General features: G+C 39.0%; 15 protein-coding genes. 3 read left to right on the top strand and 12 right to left on the bottom strand.

All coding sequences use genetic code 11. The features are described 5' to 3' along the window. Nucleotides 1–98 precede the first annotated feature (98 nt). From rplL to AABE15_RS04700, 9 genes are all read right to left on the bottom strand, one after another. The gene (gene rplL, locus AABE15_RS04740) at nt 99–470 is read right to left on the bottom strand and encodes a 50S ribosomal protein L7/L12 (protein ID WP_338330135.1); all 372 of its coding nucleotides are present in this window, start codon (nt 468–470) and stop codon (nt 99–101) included. An 88-nt stretch (nt 471–558) separates the two neighbouring features. Next, a complete protein-coding gene (gene rplJ / locus AABE15_RS04735) occupies nt 559–1080 on the bottom strand; it encodes a 50S ribosomal protein L10 (RefSeq protein ID WP_338330134.1) in 522 nt (173 codons plus the stop codon). Nucleotides 1081–1350: 270 nt separating this feature from the next. Further along, nucleotides 1351–2046 (bottom strand): 50S ribosomal protein L1, encoded by a 696-nt coding sequence (gene rplA / locus AABE15_RS04730; protein ID WP_338330133.1) that lies wholly within the window; start codon nt 2044–2046, stop codon nt 1351–1353. Nucleotides 2047–2049: 3 nt separating this feature from the next. Next, the gene (gene rplK / locus AABE15_RS04725; protein WP_338330132.1) at nt 2050–2484 is read right to left on the bottom strand and encodes a 50S ribosomal protein L11; all 435 of its coding nucleotides are present in this window, start codon (nt 2482–2484) and stop codon (nt 2050–2052) included. A gap of 171 nt (nt 2485–2655) precedes the next feature. Further along, entirely contained in the window at nt 2656–4221 is a 1566-nt protein-coding gene (locus AABE15_RS04720; protein ID WP_338330131.1) for an efflux transporter outer membrane subunit, read from the bottom strand. Then, the gene (locus AABE15_RS04715) at nt 4221–5474 is read right to left on the bottom strand and encodes an efflux RND transporter periplasmic adaptor subunit (RefSeq protein ID WP_338330130.1); all 1254 of its coding nucleotides are present in this window, start codon (nt 5472–5474) and stop codon (nt 4221–4223) included. Before AABE15_RS04715 ends, AABE15_RS04720 begins: the two co-directional genes overlap by 1 nt. Next, nucleotides 5474–8623 (bottom strand): efflux RND transporter permease subunit, encoded by a 3150-nt coding sequence (locus AABE15_RS04710; protein WP_338330129.1) that lies wholly within the window; start codon nt 8621–8623, stop codon nt 5474–5476. The genes AABE15_RS04715 and AABE15_RS04710 overlap by 1 nt, the downstream gene beginning before the upstream one ends. Nucleotides 8624–8731: 108 nt before the next feature. Further along, nucleotides 8732–9907, bottom strand: coding sequence for a DNA recombination protein RmuC (locus tag AABE15_RS04705; RefSeq protein ID WP_338330128.1), 1176 nt, complete (start codon nt 9905–9907; stop codon nt 8732–8734). Nucleotides 9908–9929: 22 nt separating this feature from the next. Next, on the bottom strand, nt 9930–13274 hold the full coding sequence (locus tag AABE15_RS04700; protein WP_338330127.1) for an AsmA-like C-terminal region-containing protein: 3345 nt from the start codon (nt 13272–13274) through the stop codon (nt 9930–9932). A 54-nt stretch (nt 13275–13328) separates the two neighbouring features. On the opposite strand from AABE15_RS04700, the gene AABE15_RS04695 reads away from it, so the two are divergent. Continuing rightward, nucleotides 13329–16349 carry a bifunctional [glutamine synthetase] adenylyltransferase/[glutamine synthetase]-adenylyl-L-tyrosine phosphorylase gene (locus AABE15_RS04695; protein WP_338330126.1) on the top strand — a complete coding sequence of 1007 codons (3021 nt, stop codon included), beginning with the start codon at nt 13329–13331 and terminating at the stop codon, nt 16347–16349. 69 nt (nt 16350–16418) lie between these two features. After that, nucleotides 16419–16889 (top strand): thioredoxin-dependent thiol peroxidase, encoded by a 471-nt coding sequence (gene bcp, locus AABE15_RS04690; RefSeq protein ID WP_338330125.1) that lies wholly within the window; start codon nt 16419–16421, stop codon nt 16887–16889. A 16-nt stretch (nt 16890–16905) separates the two neighbouring features. Here the strand turns inward: bcp and AABE15_RS04685 are convergent, their stop codons facing one another. Beyond that, nucleotides 16906–18144 carry a hypothetical protein gene (locus tag AABE15_RS04685; RefSeq protein WP_338330124.1) on the bottom strand — a complete coding sequence of 413 codons (1239 nt, stop codon included), beginning with the start codon at nt 18142–18144 and terminating at the stop codon, nt 16906–16908. Nucleotides 18145–18538: 394 nt separating this feature from the next. Beyond that, nucleotides 18539–19357 carry an EcsC family protein gene (locus AABE15_RS04680; protein ID WP_338330123.1) on the bottom strand — a complete coding sequence of 273 codons (819 nt, stop codon included), beginning with the start codon at nt 19355–19357 and terminating at the stop codon, nt 18539–18541. Between the two features lie 258 nt (nt 19358–19615). Between AABE15_RS04680 and AABE15_RS04675 the strand changes: the two genes are divergently transcribed. After that, complete coding sequence (locus AABE15_RS04675; protein ID WP_338330122.1) at nt 19616–20029, top strand: hypothetical protein; 414 nt, start codon at nt 19616–19618, stop codon at nt 20027–20029. A 63-nt stretch (nt 20030–20092) separates the two neighbouring features. On the opposite strand, the gene rnhA is transcribed toward AABE15_RS04675, so the two are convergent. Further along, complete coding sequence (gene rnhA / locus AABE15_RS04670; RefSeq protein WP_338330121.1) at nt 20093–20551, bottom strand: ribonuclease HI; 459 nt, start codon at nt 20549–20551, stop codon at nt 20093–20095. Between the last annotated feature and the right edge of the window lie 106 nt (nt 20552–20657).

The raw sequence follows: 20657 nt of genomic DNA, 5'->3' as shown, positions 1-20657 counted from the left end.
ACGACCAAGTAGGCGGATACTCAATGCTTGAGTTCCGCCCTACCTTATTTTAAACCGAACAGTATGGATAGTAACCCATAACCGATTGATTTATATCATTATTTAATTTCGACTGAAGCACCTTGATCTTCAAGTGCTTTCTTGATTTTCTCTGCTTCATCCTTATTTACGCCCTCTTTAAGGGTTTTGGGAGCACCTTCTACCAAGTCTTTGGCTTCTTTTAAACCAAGACTGGTAATCGTGCGAACTTCTTTAATAACATTGATTTTTTTATCGCCAGCTTTGGTGAGAATAACATCAAATTCAGTTTTCTCTTCAGCTGGCGCAGCACCAGCAACAGGTGCCGCAGCAACTGCAACAGGTGCCGCAGCAGAAACACCCCACTTCTCTTCGAGAAGCTTCGAAAGTTCTGCTGCTTCCAAAACGGTAAGTGCAGATAATTCTTCAACAAGATTAGCTAAATCAGCCATGATTACGTCCTATTTATATACTAATACGTGACTTAACACAAGTTTACTTTGCTTTGTGCAAAGCATAAAAAAAAGAAGGCTTAATTTCTTAAGCCGCTTCATCACCTTTGTCCGCATAAGCGCCAAAAACCCGCGCCAATTGTCCTGCAGGAGCCTGCAAAACACCAGCAATACGTGTAGCAGGTGTGGAGATAAGTCCAACCAACTGTGCACGCAATACATCCAATGAAGGCAGTTCAGCCAGAGCTTTTACTTGGTTTAAGTCTAGAAATTGACTTCCAAGTGAACCTCCAATTACTACTAATTTATCATTGGTTTTGGCGAACTCGACGGTTACTTTCGCCACTGATACTGGATCATCTGCCCATGCAAGAGCAATGGGTCCAGTTAACAACGAGGTAATACCTTCGAATGGGGTTCCTTTTGCGGCGAGGGTGACCAAGCGGTTTTTACCAACTCTATACGTTGCACCCGCGGCGCGAACACGTCTACGCAAATCGGTAACATCAGCCACAGTTAATCCTTCGTTACGCGTAACTATGACCATTGAAGTCTTTGCGAAAACAGATGCCATGGAAGCAACGAACGCTTGTTTTTCCGTGCGGTCCAAATCCCGTCTCCATTTTGATCAGTCAAACCATGACTGTTCAGGTTGCCATTAGGACTCCCTCTTAAAGAGGCAATCCGGTTCGCCTGTCCTAACGGATTTACCAGCATATAAATAGATTAAAAAAACCTATAACACACTAGGCCCGCCTACCGCCCGCAGTATAAACTACTTTTAAAACAGCGTTACGCTCGGTCTTGGACAGGTTGGAAAGCTATTCACTTTCCATTTAAGCATTATTTTGTGTTACAAACTAACGCTAACTCTTTGATTTTAACCAGCATTTACACTGGCAATATCAATTTCAACTCCAGGACCCATTGTTGAAGATAAATAAATTTTCTTCATATACGTCCCTTTTACACCCGATGGGCGTGCTTTTTGAACAGTATCGACAAAAGCACTGATATTATCGGCCAATTTTGTTGCGTCAAAAGAAGCTTTACCAATACCGGCGTGTACAACACCGCCTTTTTCCGCACGATATTCAACTTGACCGGATTTTGCCGCACTGACCGCACTTTTAACGTCCATGGTTACCGTGCCCAATTTCGGATTCGGCATAAGGCCCCGAGGACCCAGCACCTTTCCAAGACGTCCAACCAAAGCCATCATGTCTGGCGTTGCAATACAGCGGTCAAAATTGATAGTGCCCGCTTGAATTTGTTCCGCCAAATCCTCATCACCAACGATGTCTGCCCCTGCAGCCTTTGCCTCTTCTGCTTTTGCTCCTCTTGCAAATACACCTACACGTAATGTTTTACCTGTACCATGAGGAAGAGACATTAACCCACGAACCATTTGATCTGCATACCGTGGATCAACCCCTAGGTTAATCGCAATTTCAATGGTTTCATCAAATTTTGCTTTCGCATTACTTAAAACAAGAGCAATCGCTTCGTGTAAACTATAAATTTTATTACGTTCTATCGTAGCACGAGCGGCGTTAAGACGTTTATTATTTGCCATTTCTTAAGCCTCCTCTACCTTGATACCCATAGAACGTGCCGAACCGATTAGCATACGTACAGCAGACTCAACGTCATTTGCATTCATATCCACCATTTTTTGTTCAGCAATTTCTTTTAATTGACTCATAGTAACGGATCCAACGGTAGTCCCCTTACCAATCACGGCTGAACCTTTTGAAACTTTAGCTGCTTTCAGCAAGAAATAAGTATTCGGCGGAGTTTTCGTAATAAAACTAAACGTACGATCTGCATACGCCGTAATTACAACTGGAATGGGCATACCAGGTTCAAGATTTTGTGTCGCAGCATTGAATTCTTTACAAAACTGCATAATATTCAATCCTCGTTGTCCTAAAGCAGGACCAACTGGTGGGGAAGGATTCGCTTTACCAGCGGGAATTTGCAGTTTAATGTAGCCAACAATTTTTTTGGCCATATCCGGGTCTCCTTAATATTATTTACCCAGACCGCGGTTCACACGAAAGTTCTAAGAAAACGTATGAGTTTTCCTATAAACTTTTCTCCCGCGTTCCGATTAAGAACCTATCTACTTGCAATTTTCTATGAGTTTTGTCAAGTTTTAAATATAGGTAGAATTCCTCAAAAATCAAGAACCGGCTAAATTATTATCGCTTGTTTGTTCAACAGGCCCTTGCCCTTTGACAGGATTTGGATAACGCAAATGATGGTATTGCAAAACATGAAACGGCTCTAAATGTTTAGTAGGCAAATCTTGACGACGCCATCCTCCTCCCAACGCTGCGATCAGATCAACCGATGCTTGCATAAGACGTGTCTGAGTTTGAACTTCAGCAATTTGTGCATTTAATGCAGCACTTTGAGCGGTAACGACATCTAAGTAATTCGTAAGCCCACCCGTATAAAGCGACATCGCCATGCTTTGTGTGCGGAGCGCAGCTGAAGTGGCCTCTTTATTTTGACTTAATTCAGTCGTTAATCTTTGGGTGAGCGTTAAATTATCTGCAACTTCTTGAAACCCATTTAATACGACCGAACGATAAGTATCGCGGGTTTGCCTATATTGAGACCAGACTCTTTGTAACGTGGCCCTTCGCAATCCCCCTTGGAACAAAGGTAAAACCCCTTGTATAGCTGCGGACCACATACTGTTAGGCAGATTTGCTAATCCAAATCCTTTGTCTTCAAACCCCCCTAATGCATTAATGGCTATATCAGGATAAAAAGCTGCTTTGGAAACACCAATCGCCCGATTAGCAGCAGCCATTTGACGTTCTGCACTCGCAATATCGGGCCGCCGTTGCAACAAAGAAGAAGGGACCTCCATAGGAATATTAGGAATTCTCATATCCTCGTTACTTTTAACCGCAGCAATATGAAATCCAATAGGCACATGGTTAATTAAAACAGCAATCGCATGCTCAACATTATCTCTTTGAGCTTGTACTTCTGTTAATTGTGCTTTGGTTATTTCTAATTGATTTTCAGCTCTGGCTACGTCAATACCGGCTGCAATTGCCCCTACTTGACGCATACGGGTAATATCAACCGCCGCTTCGTAATACTGTACTGTCTGTTTCAAAACTTCAGCTTGACCATCGTATCCACGTAAAATCATATAATTTCTAGCTAAATCCGCTTCCAAACTTAATTTTGCAGCTTGGTAATCCGAGGCACTCGCTTGAGAAAGACTTTGTTGCATCTTGATTTGATTACGAATTCTTCCCCAAAGATCCAACTCCCAAAATGCAGCCGCTTGATATTGCGTGTTGTTTTCGGTCAACATCGATGTGCTTTGTCGACTGCGGAATAATTTATTTTTCGACTCTCTGTACCTTCCCCCACCTGCTTGCAAATTTAATTGAGGGTACAATTGAGATCTAACTTCTCCTAAAATAGCACGACTTTGTATAAACGCCTCTGCCATAGCCTGTAAATTAGGGTTGCTTTTATCAAGTTGCTCTTCAAATTTATTTAAAGTAGAATCGTTGTATACTATCCACCAATTCCCTTTAGGGATTGCATCGGCTGGATTGGCTTTATTAAAGGGTGCTTGACCTTCCCATGAATCCGGTAAAATAAATTGTGTTGGACGATAGTTAGGTGCCAAATCACAACCAACAAGCGTTGTAAGACAAAGAAAAAATCCTAAACGTACTCTCAGAAGTTTTTTAAAATAACGCAAGCTTACCATCAAGGTTGTTGCCCCTCATCAGGCTGGACTGAATTTTGCTTTAAAGCTGCTGCATCGGTTTTAGACGTAGCCTGTTCCGTCGCATGGAAATCATCATTATACCCAGGAGTTGACTCAACAATTTTTACCACTTGACCATCAAGCAAACCTGCCGAAGGATTGTTTACAATTCGATCGGTTTTGCTTATGCCCGATAAGACTTGAACCGTTTTGCCAAGATTATTACCCAATTCTATATTACGCAATTTTATACGATTATCAGATCCTACTACGGCTAACTGCATTCCTTGCGCACGAAAAATCAATGCTTGTTCGGGTACAATCAAAACGTGTGGATCGCTCGGTGCGATAAAGTGAACCCTTACAAACGCCCCCGGCCATAAAAGATGAGAAACATTGTCTACGGTCAACTCTGTGGTTACCGTACGAGTGGCTACACTAAAGGCGCGTGCAGAAGTCAAGAAATTAGCCTTAAAGATTCTACCAGGATATTGCAGTGCGGTTAACTCAGCTTTTAACCCTGGTTTGAGAATAGAGGAATAATCCTGGGGTACATTTACAAAAACTCTAAGTCTCTGTATATCCGCAACCGTAAATAACTCAGTCGCTTTTCCTTGATGACTGAGATCACCATTATTATTAACAAAATCACCAATATCCGTTAAACGGGACGTTACCACTCCATTAAACGGTGATCTTATACTTTTAAACGCTTGCAACGCTTCATACCGAGCCACTTCATGACTAGCCGCGTCCACCAGAGCTTTTTGAACTTTAGCATTGGCGACTTGAACATCCACTTCTTGTTGTGAAACAGCTTTAGTTCCAGAAAGGGCCTTCCAACGTTGTGCGGTTACTTTAGCCAATTCAAAACGCGTTCGTGCTACATTTAAATTTGCTTTAGCGGCTTCGTATTCGGCATCAAGGCTAGGCGTTTCAATGGTCGCTAGGACATCCCCCGCTTGGACCGTAGCCCCATAATCTTTATACCATTTTTGAACGTACCCAGATACTTGGGCATAAATAGGGGCTTGATACCAAGCATAAATATCACCTGGCAAAATTAAATTACGAACTTTAGGACCGGGTTGCGGTTGAATACATTGCACTCTTGGAATTGAACTTTCAATTGCCTCTTTGGCCAATTCATGTACGGTATCATGTCGTTGCATGAGTTCTATTCCCGTATACAAGACTATACCTATAACCACCGCGATGGTAATAATTTTTGTTTTCCTAGAAAACCCAGCCATCAGTTGTTTCCTTTATTCTCACGATGATACAAGAGGGCAAAAACACAAGGCACAAAAAGCAATGTTGCAAAGGTTGCAACCGTTAACCCTCCCATAACTGCCCTGCCTAAAGGTGCATTTTGTGTATTACTTAATGACATGGGTAACATACCAATGATCATAGCGGAAGCGGTCATTAATACAGGTCGAATACGACCATATCCCGCTTCAATTGCAGCCAAGATGGCATCTCCATGCACGGCCAGGCGCTCGCGAGCAAACGCCACAACCAATATAGAATTAGCGGTCGCTGTTCCCACGCACATAATTGCACCCGTTAGGGCAGGAACAGATAAAGAACTATGCGTAATGAACAATCCCCATGCAATTCCTGCCAAAGCACCAGGCAAAGCAGTAATAATAATAAAAGGATCAAGCCAAGATTGAAAATTCACCACAATAATCAAATAAACCAGAAGAATAGACAAACCTAACCCACCTAAAAGTTGTGTATAAGCATTATACATCGTGGTGACTTGACCTCGAATTGCAATAGCGGATCCTCTTGGCAGTTTCGGGGTTACCTCCTTAACGATTTTATTCACAGCAGTACTGATGGATCCCAAATCTCGACCTTCATTGCTCGCGTAAATTTCAAAAACCGGCATGATATTATAATGAGACACTTCGCCTCCACTGCCCGTTTGGGTAATACGACTAAGAGAACCTAAAATTTGCGTTTTGGTTTTACCATTCGCACTATCAAAACCATTGACTGGTATAGTTTCAAGGTCATTCATGGATTGCAAATCGGATTGTGGCGTCTGTATATTCACTAAGTGGGATACCCCTGTTTTGACATCAAGCCAATACGAAGGGGCAACCTGACCACTCCCCGATAGCGTCGCCAAAGCATTATTCGCAGTATCTGCTTCGGTGAGACCGGTAGTAAGAGCAAATGACCGATTGGTGTTAATCATTAAGGTCGGCGTGGTAAGCGTTTGTTGCACGCGCACATCAGCAATTCCAGGAATAAGCTGTAATTTCTGAGATAATTTTTTGGCAAACTCATAATTATTTTGTAAATTACGACCAACGATTTGAACGTTAATAGGTGCAGGCAAACCAAAATTTAAAATTTTTGCTGTTATATCCCCTGGCATAAACGAGAATACAGTGCCAGGAAATTTCTCCCGTAATCCTTTTCTCAAAATTTGACGATACTCGGACACAGGGGATTTTTGGTTGTTTAAAGAAATAGTCACATCGCAATCTTGAGATCCAATCGTAGGGGTGGCAATAAAAGCTTGGTTTAAGCTACTAAACGGCAAACCGCAATTATTCACAATCCCTTTAATTTGACCGGGTAATAATTTTTTCATTTCCTGGTTAACTAAAAAGGCAATCTTTCCTGTTTCTTCGATACGCGTTCCCAAAGGGGCACGCATATGTAAATCAAGTTCTGGAGACTTAATCTCTGGGAAAAAATCTTCACCAATAAATAAAACTAAAGAAACCGATAAAAGTGAAAAAATCAAAAAAACTAAAATAAATCGTTTTCGTATTGAAAGCAAATACTCCAATAACGCTTGGTAACGTTCTCTAAATTTTTCAAAACGCGTATCGAATGCTTTTAAAAATCTTTTATAAAAAGACGGGGATAAAGAAGGGTTACTATGTTCCGCAATTTGCGCTGGCAAAAGATAATATGCCATTGTTGGCACCAACGTTCGTGATAAAATAAACGAAGCAATCATAGCAAATATAATTGCTTCAGCCATAGGCATAAAGAGCCATCCCCCTACGCCAGTTAATTCAAATAAAGGGAACCAAACAATACAAATACATAATGTGGAAACAAAGGTAGGGATAACAATCTGATTGGCAGCTTCTACAATAGCATCATAAAGATCTTTTCCCATATCTAAGTGGGTGTCTATGTTTTCAATCATAACCGTAGCATCATCCACCAAGATACCTACCGCAAGGGCTAACCCCCCTAAAGTCATAACGTTTATGGTTTGCCCGACAAGTTGAAGGCCAATAAGTGCAGATAAAATGGCCAAGGGGATGGAGGTTGCTATAATTAACGTTGATCGCCAAGAACCCAGAAATAAAATAACAACGATACTGGTTAATAGAGCTGCCATGAGCATTTCATGCAAAACATTGTCAACCGAGTCTTTTACAAAGGTTGAAGCATCGGTAATAATGTCAATTTTCACACTAGGCGGTAAGGTTCTTTTTACTTTTGGTAATAAGTTTTTTATACCGGAAACAACGCGCAAAGTGGAGACATCACCCGTTTTCATAACGACCATTAGAACCGCGTTGTGCCCTCTGACCAACACCAGATTGGTTTGTGGAGGTCCACCACGATGCACCCATGCCACATCTCGAAGATACACGACCGCATTGCCAACTTTTTTAATAGGAATATTATTAAATTCCTCTACAGCTCGCGGCGTGGCATTGGTCTGAACCATGAAATCAATGGCACCAATTTTTTGATCTCCCGCAGGTAAAACAATATTTTGTTTGTTTAAAGCTCGTCCTACATCCGAAGCTGTTAAATTTTGAGACAGCAAACGGGTTTGATCTAAATCGACCTGAACATAACTGGAAACCCCTCCATAAGGTGCTGGCAACGCTGCCCCTGGTACTGAAACCAATGCAGGCCGTATAAGGTTCGATGCCATGTCATACAATTGCGAAAGGGTCATGCTATCAGAAGAAACTTTTAGCATTAGAACAGGTATAGAAGAGGCATTATAGGTCAAAATCAAAGGGGGTGTCATACCCTGAGGCATTTGTTTTAACACCGTTTGAGACACAGATGTTATTTGCGTTTGTGCTACAGCAATATCCGTTCCGGGTTGAAAAAAAATTTTTACAATACCACGGCCATAAAAAGAGCCACTTTCAATATGTTCAATATTATCTACCGTCGACGTAAGCGTGCGTTCATAATAATAAACCACTCGTCCTGACATATCCTCTGGCATAAGTCCTGTATAATTCCAAACGACTGCAACAACAGGAATTTTAATATCAGGAAATATATCCGTAGGTGTACGAAAAATAGCAAGAACACCAAAAACCAAAATTAAAATTGCCAACACCACAAAAGTGTATGGACGTTTTAAAGCCGTTATAACGATGGCATTCACGTGATACGATGCTCCGTCACTAAATTAAAAAAATCACTCTAAATTGACAAAACGACGCTTAATTAAACCCTACGAAATTTGACTAAAAATAAAAATGTATAATATGTTTTAGGAATCAACTTCGACATTACCAATCTCTTGTAAACTTTGCGTAAGCTTTTGCGTTTTTCGTTTGGCTTCAGAAATCGTGCACGTCATTGCTTCTGTGTTCCGGAGTAATTTTTCAAAAACACTATCAATTCTAGCAACCTCTTGACGAGTTTTACCCAGTAATTTGGAAATAAACTCGGTCTTTTCCCCTAAAGCCAATGAAACATAGCCAAGATGAATAGTCTTTAATAAAGGCGGCATTAAGGCGGGAGACATAACCAAAACTTGATGAATACGACCAATCTCATCAATTAAACCCGGTATACGTGCAATTTCTGTATATAATCCATCGGTAGGCACATATAAAATGGCAAAATCTACCGTTTGTGGCGGCAATATATATTTTGAAGCAATTTTTTTTGCCTCTTGTTTTACTGTACTTTCCAAAGCTCTTCTGGCATTTTGTTCTGCCTGATTATCGCCCTGCTCCATCGCTTGAATCATTTTTTCATAAGATTCGGTAGGAAATTTGGCATCAATGGCCAATAAAGGTCTAATCTTACCTTGAGCAGGCATATAAACTGCAAACTCAACAACTTCTTTGCTACCTTCTCGTAAATAAACGTTGGTTTCAAAGGCCCCTGTCGGTAAAATATCATCTAAAATGGAACGCAACTGTGCCTCTGCCCAGCCACCCCGTGTTTTTACATTACTAAATAAACGTTTTAAATCCCCTATTTGAACCGTAATCGAGCTTACTTCTCCCACCATTTTTTGGATTTGTGAAAATTGTTCTAAAACTCTTTGAAACGAAGATTGCATTTGCTCTTCTACCGCATAATGCAAACGTTCAGACACCGTTTGTCGTAACTGCATTAGGTTTTTTGAATTTTCTTCAGAAAGATTCTGCATTGCTTTTACCTGTTCTAGTTTTAATGCAGATTGTTCCTTGATTAAATCGTTATTCATTGAATAAAGTTTCTCAGACAATGTTCTTTCAATAGTTTCAAAACGCCGTTGTTGGCTTTCTTGATAGGCCAATCGTTGACTAAGCTCCTTTTCCAATGAAAAGGAAATTTTTTCGAGTAACTCATCTTTTTTAATAGGATTTGAACTGGATTGTTTTAGAATAAATAAAACTACAACCACCCCCAAAAGGAATAAATTTGAGGCGATTAATACTAAATCAATCATAAATATTATCTTTTTCGGAAATTTAAGGTCTAAAAAATTCTCTTAACGCACCAGGTGTAAAAATACGAGAAGGATATACCTCAAATCGAGGCTTTACAAACGGTCCTTTGATGTTAAAGGGAACAGCAATGAATCCTCCACCCTTTTCAGGACTAAACCAAAAACCAACCCCAGGCAACCCTCCTAATAAACTATTAATTGCGTAAGCGGGTACAATGGTTCCTTTCATATCCAAAAAGGAATTTTTTACGTCAATATTACCGGCAAGGGTTGCGCCTATTTCAGCGTTATGAATTAAACCATCCGATAGTTGGAATATACCATCCTTAAAATAAAGTAATCCCTCAATTCTATCAATAATAATTTCTTTGGCTTTTTGCCGCTTGAACAAACCGTAAATAGAAGCATCACTTAACTTAAGAAGTGTGGAAGGGGCATCATTCAATGTAATATCGTTTACGTAAATTTTTCCACGAAACGGTGCACTGGATTCATTGTCATCCAATCTTCCCTCAAGCACCAAATGCCCCCCTTTCAGTTTCGCTGATATGCCAACGACGGCAAGAGCCTTACCAAAATCTTGGGCTTCCAAATGAAACCTTCGCATGTGATTTACTGAAAAAAGAGACGCGGTGGCAACGATAGGTTTTCGCATACCATACGATAGATGCATTAATCTTATTCCATCGTATTCTAGATAAGCCGTTACATCGCCTAGAAACTTATTCTCTTCATAAAAAATTCTTCTTGTCTGCAAATTTACGATCCATTTTCTTCCTCTGGGGCCATCATATCGCCCTGTAACCGCTATTGGTACGTGAATGGCACTGGATTTACTTGTTTCAAATTCTTTTTTACTTTTACCCTTAAGATATTGACGAGCAAATGCGCTAATATCTAAATCTTGTGCTTTTATCGATAAACGTACAGTGCCTTGGGAAGGGTTTTCTAAAGCTTCTTTGCTTAACGGGAAATTTAATACTGCCGTACCGGTTGATTTTCCTATTTGAAAATGTTCCAGCGAAACTTGCTCAATGGTTTCATTTTTTACCACAGTATTTGCTTGCAACGATAAATCCTTGCCGTACGCAGCAAGTTGCTGAATGCTCTTTAAATGATCATCATCCAATAAAATTTTAACAGACACCATGGCCTGTTGTCCTAAGGGTTTATTCCAAAGTGGTAAAGATATCGCAGAAGGACCTAAATTAAGATTGAGTTTTACCGAAGCTTTTTTATCGAATGATTTTATATAATCCGCGTCGAGAAATGCTTGTCCCGAAAAATTACCCGACAAATCAATTGCTGATCTCTGTAACGCCTCAGGAGATACTTGCAAATGCATATGTGCTTTTTCAATAATACTTGAACGGTTTTGATGGGAAAAATTTTGCGTATACGTAAGATCAACAGGAAAGGTAGAGAATAAGCCATTGCCTGATAACACAAGATGCTTTGTATCCACATCCACCATTAAATCGGCATTTCGCAAATCCTTTCCTAACGCAACACCCGCCAAATGTGCATCGTTAATTTTATTATGTGCCGAAATATTTACTTGCTCAATTTTCACATCTTTCTTCAAGGGCAGTTCGACGCGTAAAAACGTTTTGACCTCCCCAGAAATCGTTTTGAAGCCAACAGGATGACGAGATAATAACTTTAATCTAGGCTCATACAACAATGCTATGATATTTTGCAAAGATCCTTTAATCGTGGTGGTAATCGTACTCATTTCATCATGCTTACTTAGCCCAGTAATCCACATTTCTCCGTTAGGAACAGATAGTTTATTGTAAGATTTAGTAGGTTTATTTTTGGGATAAACAATTTGATACCCCCCCTGATATTGTATTTTGATCCGATCGGGATCCACAAAAATTAATTGTGCTTTCATATCTTGTAAAGGTGGTACTGGCCTTAACCAATATACTTGCATCTGCTCTGCCTGTTCAATACCACCCGATAGATGCGTGACATTCAGATATTCCCACCCTTTATCGCTAGTAAGTCGAGCAACAAGATGAAAATTGTGCGCAATACCATGGGTAATATTTTTGGTAACCCAGGCATACGCACCTTTTGCAACAAACGATGGCCAATAATGATGTAAGGTTTGAAATTTTAAGGTTAGACTGTAAAAATCCAACCCAAGGTCCATGTTCTTAGCATTCAAGAGCTGCGAAAGATGAAGATACCCTTTAAATTGCAGCAAAGGGCCACTTTTATCGTTAGTTAAGGCTTGGGGTGAGCGTAATTGTACTTCGAATTGTTCCACCTTAATCAGCAAAGGATTTTTTAATTCGTTAGTGAAATCCGCTGTTATTTGCGCATGAATAGAAGAAGGGTACATTACTTGATTTTTTAACTGAACAGACCCATGCCCCATTTGCATATTTAGTGTTATCAAATGAGGCTTCAACTCGAGTTGCGACAATTTAAAAGGTTTTTTTATGTCTATGGTTCTTAATTTTAATAACGCTTGAGCATTAATAAAACCATCAAATTTCTTAAGGTCACTCCAGATGGGAAAAATGCTCTCAACAGTAGATGGATTGACGTTAAAAATTTTCACAGACCAATTTAATTCTTGGTTTGCATCTACTAAATTATGCTGACTATTAGAAACCATAGGGGGCAAGCTCTCTGCCACCAGCGTTATAACCTGATTTTTAACGTAAACATTGGTCGACATTTTACCTAGAAAAGCAATGGAGTGCGTGTACTGTTCTTGCCGTACGTTAATGTTCAATTTTTTTACTTGTAATACATTTTTTCCTGAAACATCGCTCAGGTTTAAATTCCCGTCTTGGATCTCAACATATTTTAGATTATAAAAATTATGGTACGCTTTTGAGTGACGATGTGTTGTCTTTTGATTTAACACATCTAAAACAATGTGATTGTCTAAAGTTTTCTTTAAATTTAATGAAGCTCTTGATATTTTTATGGATTGAGGGGTTAGTTCTCCTTTAAATAAAGGTAAGATAGGTAAGGTTACCTGGCCATAATCCAGACAACCCTTAACATGTCCTTGGGAATCCAATAATCGAAGACCATGAACCTCTATATATAAAGGGGCCATCAATCCTTGCTTTTGTACTGGCCAAGCAACAACGAGTTGATTGAACGTCAGCTTACCGGCAACCGTGCCTTTATCTCCGTGAATAACAGGCACAGGAAGCCAATGTTTTGCAAAAAATGTAAGATCAACAGGTTGAGTGGCTAGATAAGTACCCAAAACCATTAAGGACAATCCAAAAAAACCAAAAATTGTAGCAAAGGTTAGTAATACCTTTCTAAGCCATCGATATTTTTTTACCTTATCTGAATTTAATTTTTCGTCTTGTTCTTTTTTTAATTGCATATTTTACTTAACGCTCGTGTACTTAATAACAGTTCAACAAAAGGTATTTTTCTAATGCCTACTCAATTAACCCATGTTCAACACTGGCTTTATCAAAATTGGCCGGCTCCTGCAAATATAGATGCTGCCAATCAATTTTTGGAAGACATTAAACGAGTTTGGACAAAAGAGAAAAAAAATCCAACTGTTTTAAAACAGACAAAATTTATAGAATTTATCAAAGCTATGGGTGGGAATAGTCCTTACCTATCCAACCTTATTCTTAAACATATTGATTTTTTTGATTTTATTCTCGCTTCTGATCCTCATGAAGCCTGCATTGAAACGTTTGAATACCTTCGCACCTATTCATTCCAAGATAGCAGACAAGCAATTGCTAGACTATTACGCACAACGAAACAAAAAATTGCTTTATGTTGTGCAATCGCTGATATAGGCAACATTTGGTCTTTAGAAGAAGTAACCTTGACCCTTAGTACTTTAGCAGAAACTACCTTACATATCGCTCTTAACCATTTATTGTATCACGCTTCTCTTTCTCATAAAATTAAACTAAAAGATATCGAAGACCCATCTAAGGAAAGTGGCTTTATTATACTGGGTATGGGCAAACTCGGCGCAAAAGAACTCAATTATTCTTCAGATATTGATCTTATTATACTCTATGACCCCAATCAACACGATAATCATGAAGATTTGGGCACTTTTTTTGTTCGAATGACAAAACACTTAATCTCCTTAATGGAAGAAAGAGACGAAAATGGCTATGTGTTTCGTACAGATCTTCGATTAAGACCTGATCCCTCCTCTTCGCCATTAGCCGTATCCCTTCCCGCTGCCATCAGTTATTACGAAAGTATGGGACAAACATGGGAAAGAAGCGCCATGAGTAAAGCTAGACCAGTAGCAGGCGACATACACGCGGGGTATGAATTCCTTGAAACTATACGACCGTTTATATGGCGTAGGCATTTAGATTTTTCAGTTATTGATGATATCCACACCATTAAAAAAAGAATTGATCACCATAAAAATTTTAACACAGAGAACTCGTCTTTTTTTTTCACAGAGACTAATGCACATGAAAACATGAATTGGTTACTGGGTCGAGACGTTAAACTCGGATATGGTGGCATCCGAGAAATTGAATTCTGTGCACAAGCCTTACAACTGGTGTGGGGAGGACGTTTTCCTGAATTACGAGATCCAGCGACGGTGAATGCTTTAAAAAAATTTTCGTTGAAAGCTTTGTTTCCTGAACAAAAAGCAACACAACTAATCCACGCGTATTATTTTTTGCGTAAAATAGAGCACAGACTTCAAATGCGAGAGGATTTTCAAACCCATTCTCTACCACAAAATAGACAAGATTTTGTAAATTTCTCGATATTTTTAGGCTACGATACTCCCTACAAACTGGTTCAAGACCTATGCACGTCGTTGTATCAAGTTCACTGTATTTTCAAAGATGAATTTTCCTCTCCTGAAAACGAACAAACGCCAATACTAGACTTACCGTTAAATACGCTTAAATGTTATCTCAAAGAAAAAAAAATCCCAGACGAAGCCGTTCAAATTCTACAATCTTGGCACCACAATAGACCCAGAACATTACGAACACCAAGGGCTCGTTCTTTATTAGAAAAAATTTTACCACAATTATTAGATGTTTTTTCATCACAAAAAAATCCTCTTCTCATTTTACAGCGTTTTGACAATATTTTAGAAAAACACAGCGCAAGTACACAATTTTTGTCTCTCCTCGAACGAAACCCTGCGTTAATCGGACGTCTAGCCAAAATTATAAGCATTTCGCCCTTTATTGCAGAGTTTATCGCTAACAATCCCTGCGCTATTGACGTTTTGCTTGAAGCCGATATTCTTAAAACTAGAATCAACTTAAAGAAAACACTTCAAAAATACCTCGATCCTGTTAACACTTTTTCTGACGCAATACCTCCTCTCTATACATTAGTACGCAGTGAAGAATTTCGTATCTCCGTTGCATGTATAGAAAACCAATCCACATTAAATAAAGCGAGTATTCTTAGAACCTCTATGGCAAATGCTGTTATGGTCGCGCTTTTAAATAAAATTGCCCAGGAACATCAAGAAAAATATGGCACTGTCCCCGGCGGGAGCATGTGTATTATTGTGTTAGGTAAAGCTGGCTCTTGGGAAATGGCCTTTGGATCAGATCTTGATCTCATGCTTATTTATGATCATCCTGAAACTGTCCAAGAGAGTGAAATTTCTATTCCCAACCCGTATGAATCTCACCAACCTTACAAAGGTCAGAAAATTTTATCCGTCAATCAATATTATATCCGTTTAACACAAAAATTTATCACGGCTTTAACCAGTGCAAGGGCTTCAGGATCACTTTATGAAGTAGACATGCGGTTAAGACCTTCTGGAAGCAAAGGACCAGTTGCCGTTTCTCTTAGCTCTTTTATAAACTATCACGAAAAGAAAGCGTGGACCTGGGAACGCATGGCACTGACCAGGGCTAGGGTAATAGGGGGATCCCATTGTTTGAGGCTCCGCGTCTCTAAAGCCATAACGCATGCGCTGTCTCATGCCCCGAATGCAAGAAACGACCGACAAATACTTGAAGACGTGAAACAAATGAGGCAAAGGCTTATCAAGGATTCACCACCTTCGAGCCCTTGGGACGTTAAACATCTTAACGGGGGTCTTATGGAGGTGGAATTTATTGCACAGGCTTTGCAACTAATTGCAGCTGATACGACCGCTCAACATCCTTGTACACGATTTGCTTTTAAACGATTGGCTAGGCAAGGCTATTTGAAGCAAGCAGATGCAGAGTTCCTTATTCATGCAGATGAATTTTGGCGCAATCTACAAGGCTTGTTAAGAATATTTTTTGGAAAAAATCCTCCCAAAAATCTTGCCGACGAATTAACATCAGCTATTTTTAAAATTATGAAACACCATCTTTGTCCTGAAAGTAAGAAAGAACATCTTTCTTTAGAAGATCTTGAAACGAAATCGCTTAAAATTGCTCAACATGTAAGAAAACTTTTTAACCACTATATCGGTCATATTGATTGACCCTTTATAAAAACAAATCCATTCTGAAAAGAATTATTTAAAACTTATTTATTAAGAAAAGATATTGCAATGTCCCCATTAACCGAAGGTTCTAAAGCTCCAGATTTTTCGATGCCTACTCATCTTGGGTATTCTATTTGTCGATCAGAGCTAGAAGGGAAAAAATTCATACTCTATTTTTATCCAAAAGCAGATACTTCCGGGTGTACGAAGGAAGCTTGCGCGTTCGAAGAACATCAATCACAATTCAAAAAGATGAATGTGTCTATAATTGGTGTGTCTAGAGATCCTATCCAAAAGCTCGAAGCCTTTGCTAAAAAATACAGCCTTACGTTCCCCCTTGCTTCAGATGCGCATGGAACGGTTACCGAAGCTTATGGGGTATGGGTTGAAAAATCCATGTATGGTAAAAAATATATGGGTATCGAGCGCACAACGTTTTTAATTAACGAAAAAGGAATTATCCTTAAACGATGGCCAAAAGTTAAAGTGTCTGGCCATGTTGAAGCTGTTCTTGAAACGGTTAAGCGTTTTAATTAGTTTATTTGGTTAGATTCTACGGTCTCGCGGGGGCTAACTCCCTAAGATTGGTAGGTATTTCAAATATATGCGCATCTTGGGTTTTATAATTCACTTTTAGAGCCAAGATTAAAGGAATATTGTTGCGTACCACCCTTAACATGACGCCGTCTTTCGTATAGCAAATATTATTCATGTTTCCTTCACTGTCTTTTATTCGCCACTCGTCACAAGGAAAGGTAGCAACGGTTGCTTCACCGACTTTGATATAGTCTCCAGAAGGTCTTAACCCTGGTTCTGAAACATTCTCGCCAGGTGCAGGGGATGTGGTTTTTACTTTCAAAACAGGATTTACGACGATTAATTTTTTTTGTTTATAATCGGTAATCATATAGGTATCCAATCCTTGAGAATCGATACGCTGCTGCCAGGAGGATGCTGACCAACGCATACGTTGATGAAAAGGTGGCAAACCTGGCATTGCACCCGCAATAGCATAAACAACATCAACGTCTCTTTGCGGCGTAATATATGGATTATGCGAACGATCAACGTTTATACCTTCCTTACCTTGACTTGCTTTGATGAGGGACAGGGGTTGTCCTTGACTATCAGGAGCGATCAGTTTGGGATTATCTCCTTTTCGTTGAGGTAATTTTACTTGTTGATATCCTAAGGGAATTTCAAAAACGGAATGAGGTAAAGGGCTATAATCAACCGATAATGCCACTGTTTTCCCTTCAATACCATCAACATCAACCCCTTCTTGCCTTAACAAAACTCCGTCACGGGTTACACAAATTTCTTCACTTCCTGCTCTACCCTTCGCCTTCCAAATTTGGCAGGGGATTCCTAAAACTCGATCCGTTTTTTTTTTCTCAAAATACATCGAACTGTCTATGAATAACCCATTTTGCTTAGACTTACTGGGAATAACTGCATAAACTTTTGGCTTATTGGCAATAATTGTTGCCGTTTGTTTTTCAGTATCTACGAGTGTCGCTCCAATGTTTTGTGGACCATCAATGCGTAAAATTTTACCTGTTTTAGAAAAATAGATTTTACGTTTTTGCAACAAAGGAGAATTTGAAATTTGTACCGCATATTCAACAGTGACGTCTCGTATTGGCGCAAATAAAGGACGTACCTTAACCTCATCAGTTTGAGCATAACTGAAAGGAAAACTGATGAAAGAACAAATGCTAACGTTTAAATATAAAAACGATGAATATAAACAATTAAAAAGAAAATTTGAGTTTAATCGAAATAATTTCAATGATGGCACCTTTTAAAACAACCCATAAATTAATTCAAATTAACAAAATGTACATTATTTTTCCACGCTATTTGCACTAAACGCTTTGTAACTTTTCAAAATAAGCTTTTATTTAGATTTTAAAACAATTTAATAAAGTTTCTAAAGCAGATCTATTCTAAATTCAAACAACAGCACCCTAATCGAGATGTATTATTAAAACCTTGTACATAACAATTGTGCATTTGTTTTAAAAAAATTAATTCCTATTAAAGATCAGTATTTTACAAGTTAAAAAACTCTAAAAATAGTACGTAATCTCATATAACTTACCTAAGTGTTGTTAATTATTAAAAATCAATTTTTCGCTAAAATTTATAACCTTGATCCTAAACAATAATTTTACATAACGAATTTAATTAAATGAAGAATCTGCCTGATTTTCGTACTTACAAATACTTTGAATCGTCTTTTTAGCTAGCGGACCATGCTGTCTTTCAAGCCTTCTTGCAATAAAATGAACACGCGCCAACGCTTGGTAGTGAGATAAAAATGCAGCATTTAAAGAGGCACCACATAAAGCACTTACCACAGGAATCATTTGCATACTCAATTTTTGGGAAAGGCTCAGTCCATATTGATAGGAAACGTCGGCCATGAGTAAAATCATTGGGCGGCCCCTTAACATCAATCGCGCAGAAAAAAAATCCATTTCATTATTATCATTTTGATTGTTATAGCCAAATGGACGTAACGCAAAAACTTCTAAACAAGCTCGACGAACTTCTTCGTTTTCAAGATTTTCGCCTTCTTCTTGTGCAATACGGGCAATTTCTCTCATTAATGCTAACGTCGTAAACCCTATATCCGGCAACGTTCCAGCAATGCCGGTAAACCCACCCAGGGCTCCAGAGGCAACAACCATAGCTTGTAAGGCTTTTTTATGAAATTTCCTGTATTTTCTATTTTTCTGCACTTTAACCGCATTTGGCATGTGTGTAATAGCAATAGAAAACGCCTGCTGCACCGCAATGTCAGCAATGTTTTGAAATTGAGTTTGCCATTTTTTAGAAAAACCTAAGGTATGACTACCTAATTTTAATGCTTGCCCAACCGCCCCTCCCATAATATCGGCCAAACGCAAAAGAACGCCTCTTCCCGATTCTAATTCCTCTACGGCTAGAGTAAGTTCTTTTATTTCCGATTCAGTAAGGGAACAAGGTATGATACTCATAAGGTCATCCGAATATATTTTATATTTTTTGATTTATATTGAGAGAATTATGCCAAACTATAGACAATATTAAATTCTTTGGGATAAAAATACCACACGTTTAACAATTTTCAAAACCCGTTTAGGATCCTAAATATCAGGCTTAAATTACGTATGGCATAAAAACAATAACAACGTATTTTTTTACAAGACCATTCTATTCCCGTTGATTACCTTGAAAAACATCTTATTTTAGTAAGTATGAGAAAGGAACGAAATATGATTTACGTTCATAAAACTTTGTTCTATGCACTATCAACTTTATTTATCAGTGTTTTTACAGCAGGTTGGTTATCTAATTTTTCATCTGCACAAACTCAAACGCCCAAACCTACCCCAAGACCAGGAATGTCTGAATATCAACCCGCAGATTATAGTGGTACGTATTCGACCAATCAATATGATAGCATTACCCGACAAAAAGGACCAGGTTTACCAGGTACAACGCCGAGTCAGTCCCCTGCCCGACCTTATAATGGGCCTTCCATTACTATTCCAGGAACAAACATAAAAGCTTATTTTAACGCTCCGGTAACACCACCCTATAATCCTTCTGCTTCTTACGATACTTTTGCTGGACAACCCGGAGGAAACAGAAGCGCTATATTACAACAAAGCGTTGGAGGCTATTAAGCCTTAACAGTTTTACACCATTATTTTTTCCAAAAATTTTTGGTTATTTTTAAAATATATTTATTACAGAAACTTTTTGAGTTCCTCTCTACCCAACGTTGCCAATTGATCAACGCGTTCGTTTTCACAATGACCGCTATGCCCTTTTACCCAATGCCAAATTATTTGATGACGATCCGCTGCTTGATCAAGCCTTTGCCACAAATCAACATTAAGCACAGGTTTTTTTGCACTTGTTTTCCAATTATTTTTTTTCCAAGCGTGCATCCATTCTGTAATCCCTTTTCGTACATACTGACTATCTGTATAAAGATTAACAATACACGGCCGTTTCAATATTTCCAAAGCAATAGCAGCCGCAGTTAATTCCATACGATTATTGGTAGTATGTCGTTCCCCACCTTTAATCTCTTTTTCTTTACTTCCCATTCGCAGTAAAACTCCCCACCCACCCGGACCGGGATTAGGGCTACATCCTCCGTCCGTCCATATTTCAACTGCAGTAAGAGCCTTATTCTCCATCAATCCTAACCTTATTGGTCTTTTGATACACTGAGACAATAACAATAAGCTCTGGGTTACTCAGCATTACTAGAGCTTTAAAAGAGGTATAAATCCATTCGTATAG

Source organism: Commensalibacter sp. Nvir, assembly GCF_963921845.1.
GTDB lineage: Bacteria > Pseudomonadota > Alphaproteobacteria > Acetobacterales > Acetobacteraceae > Commensalibacter.
This window is presented reverse-complemented; position numbering and strand designations above follow the sequence as displayed.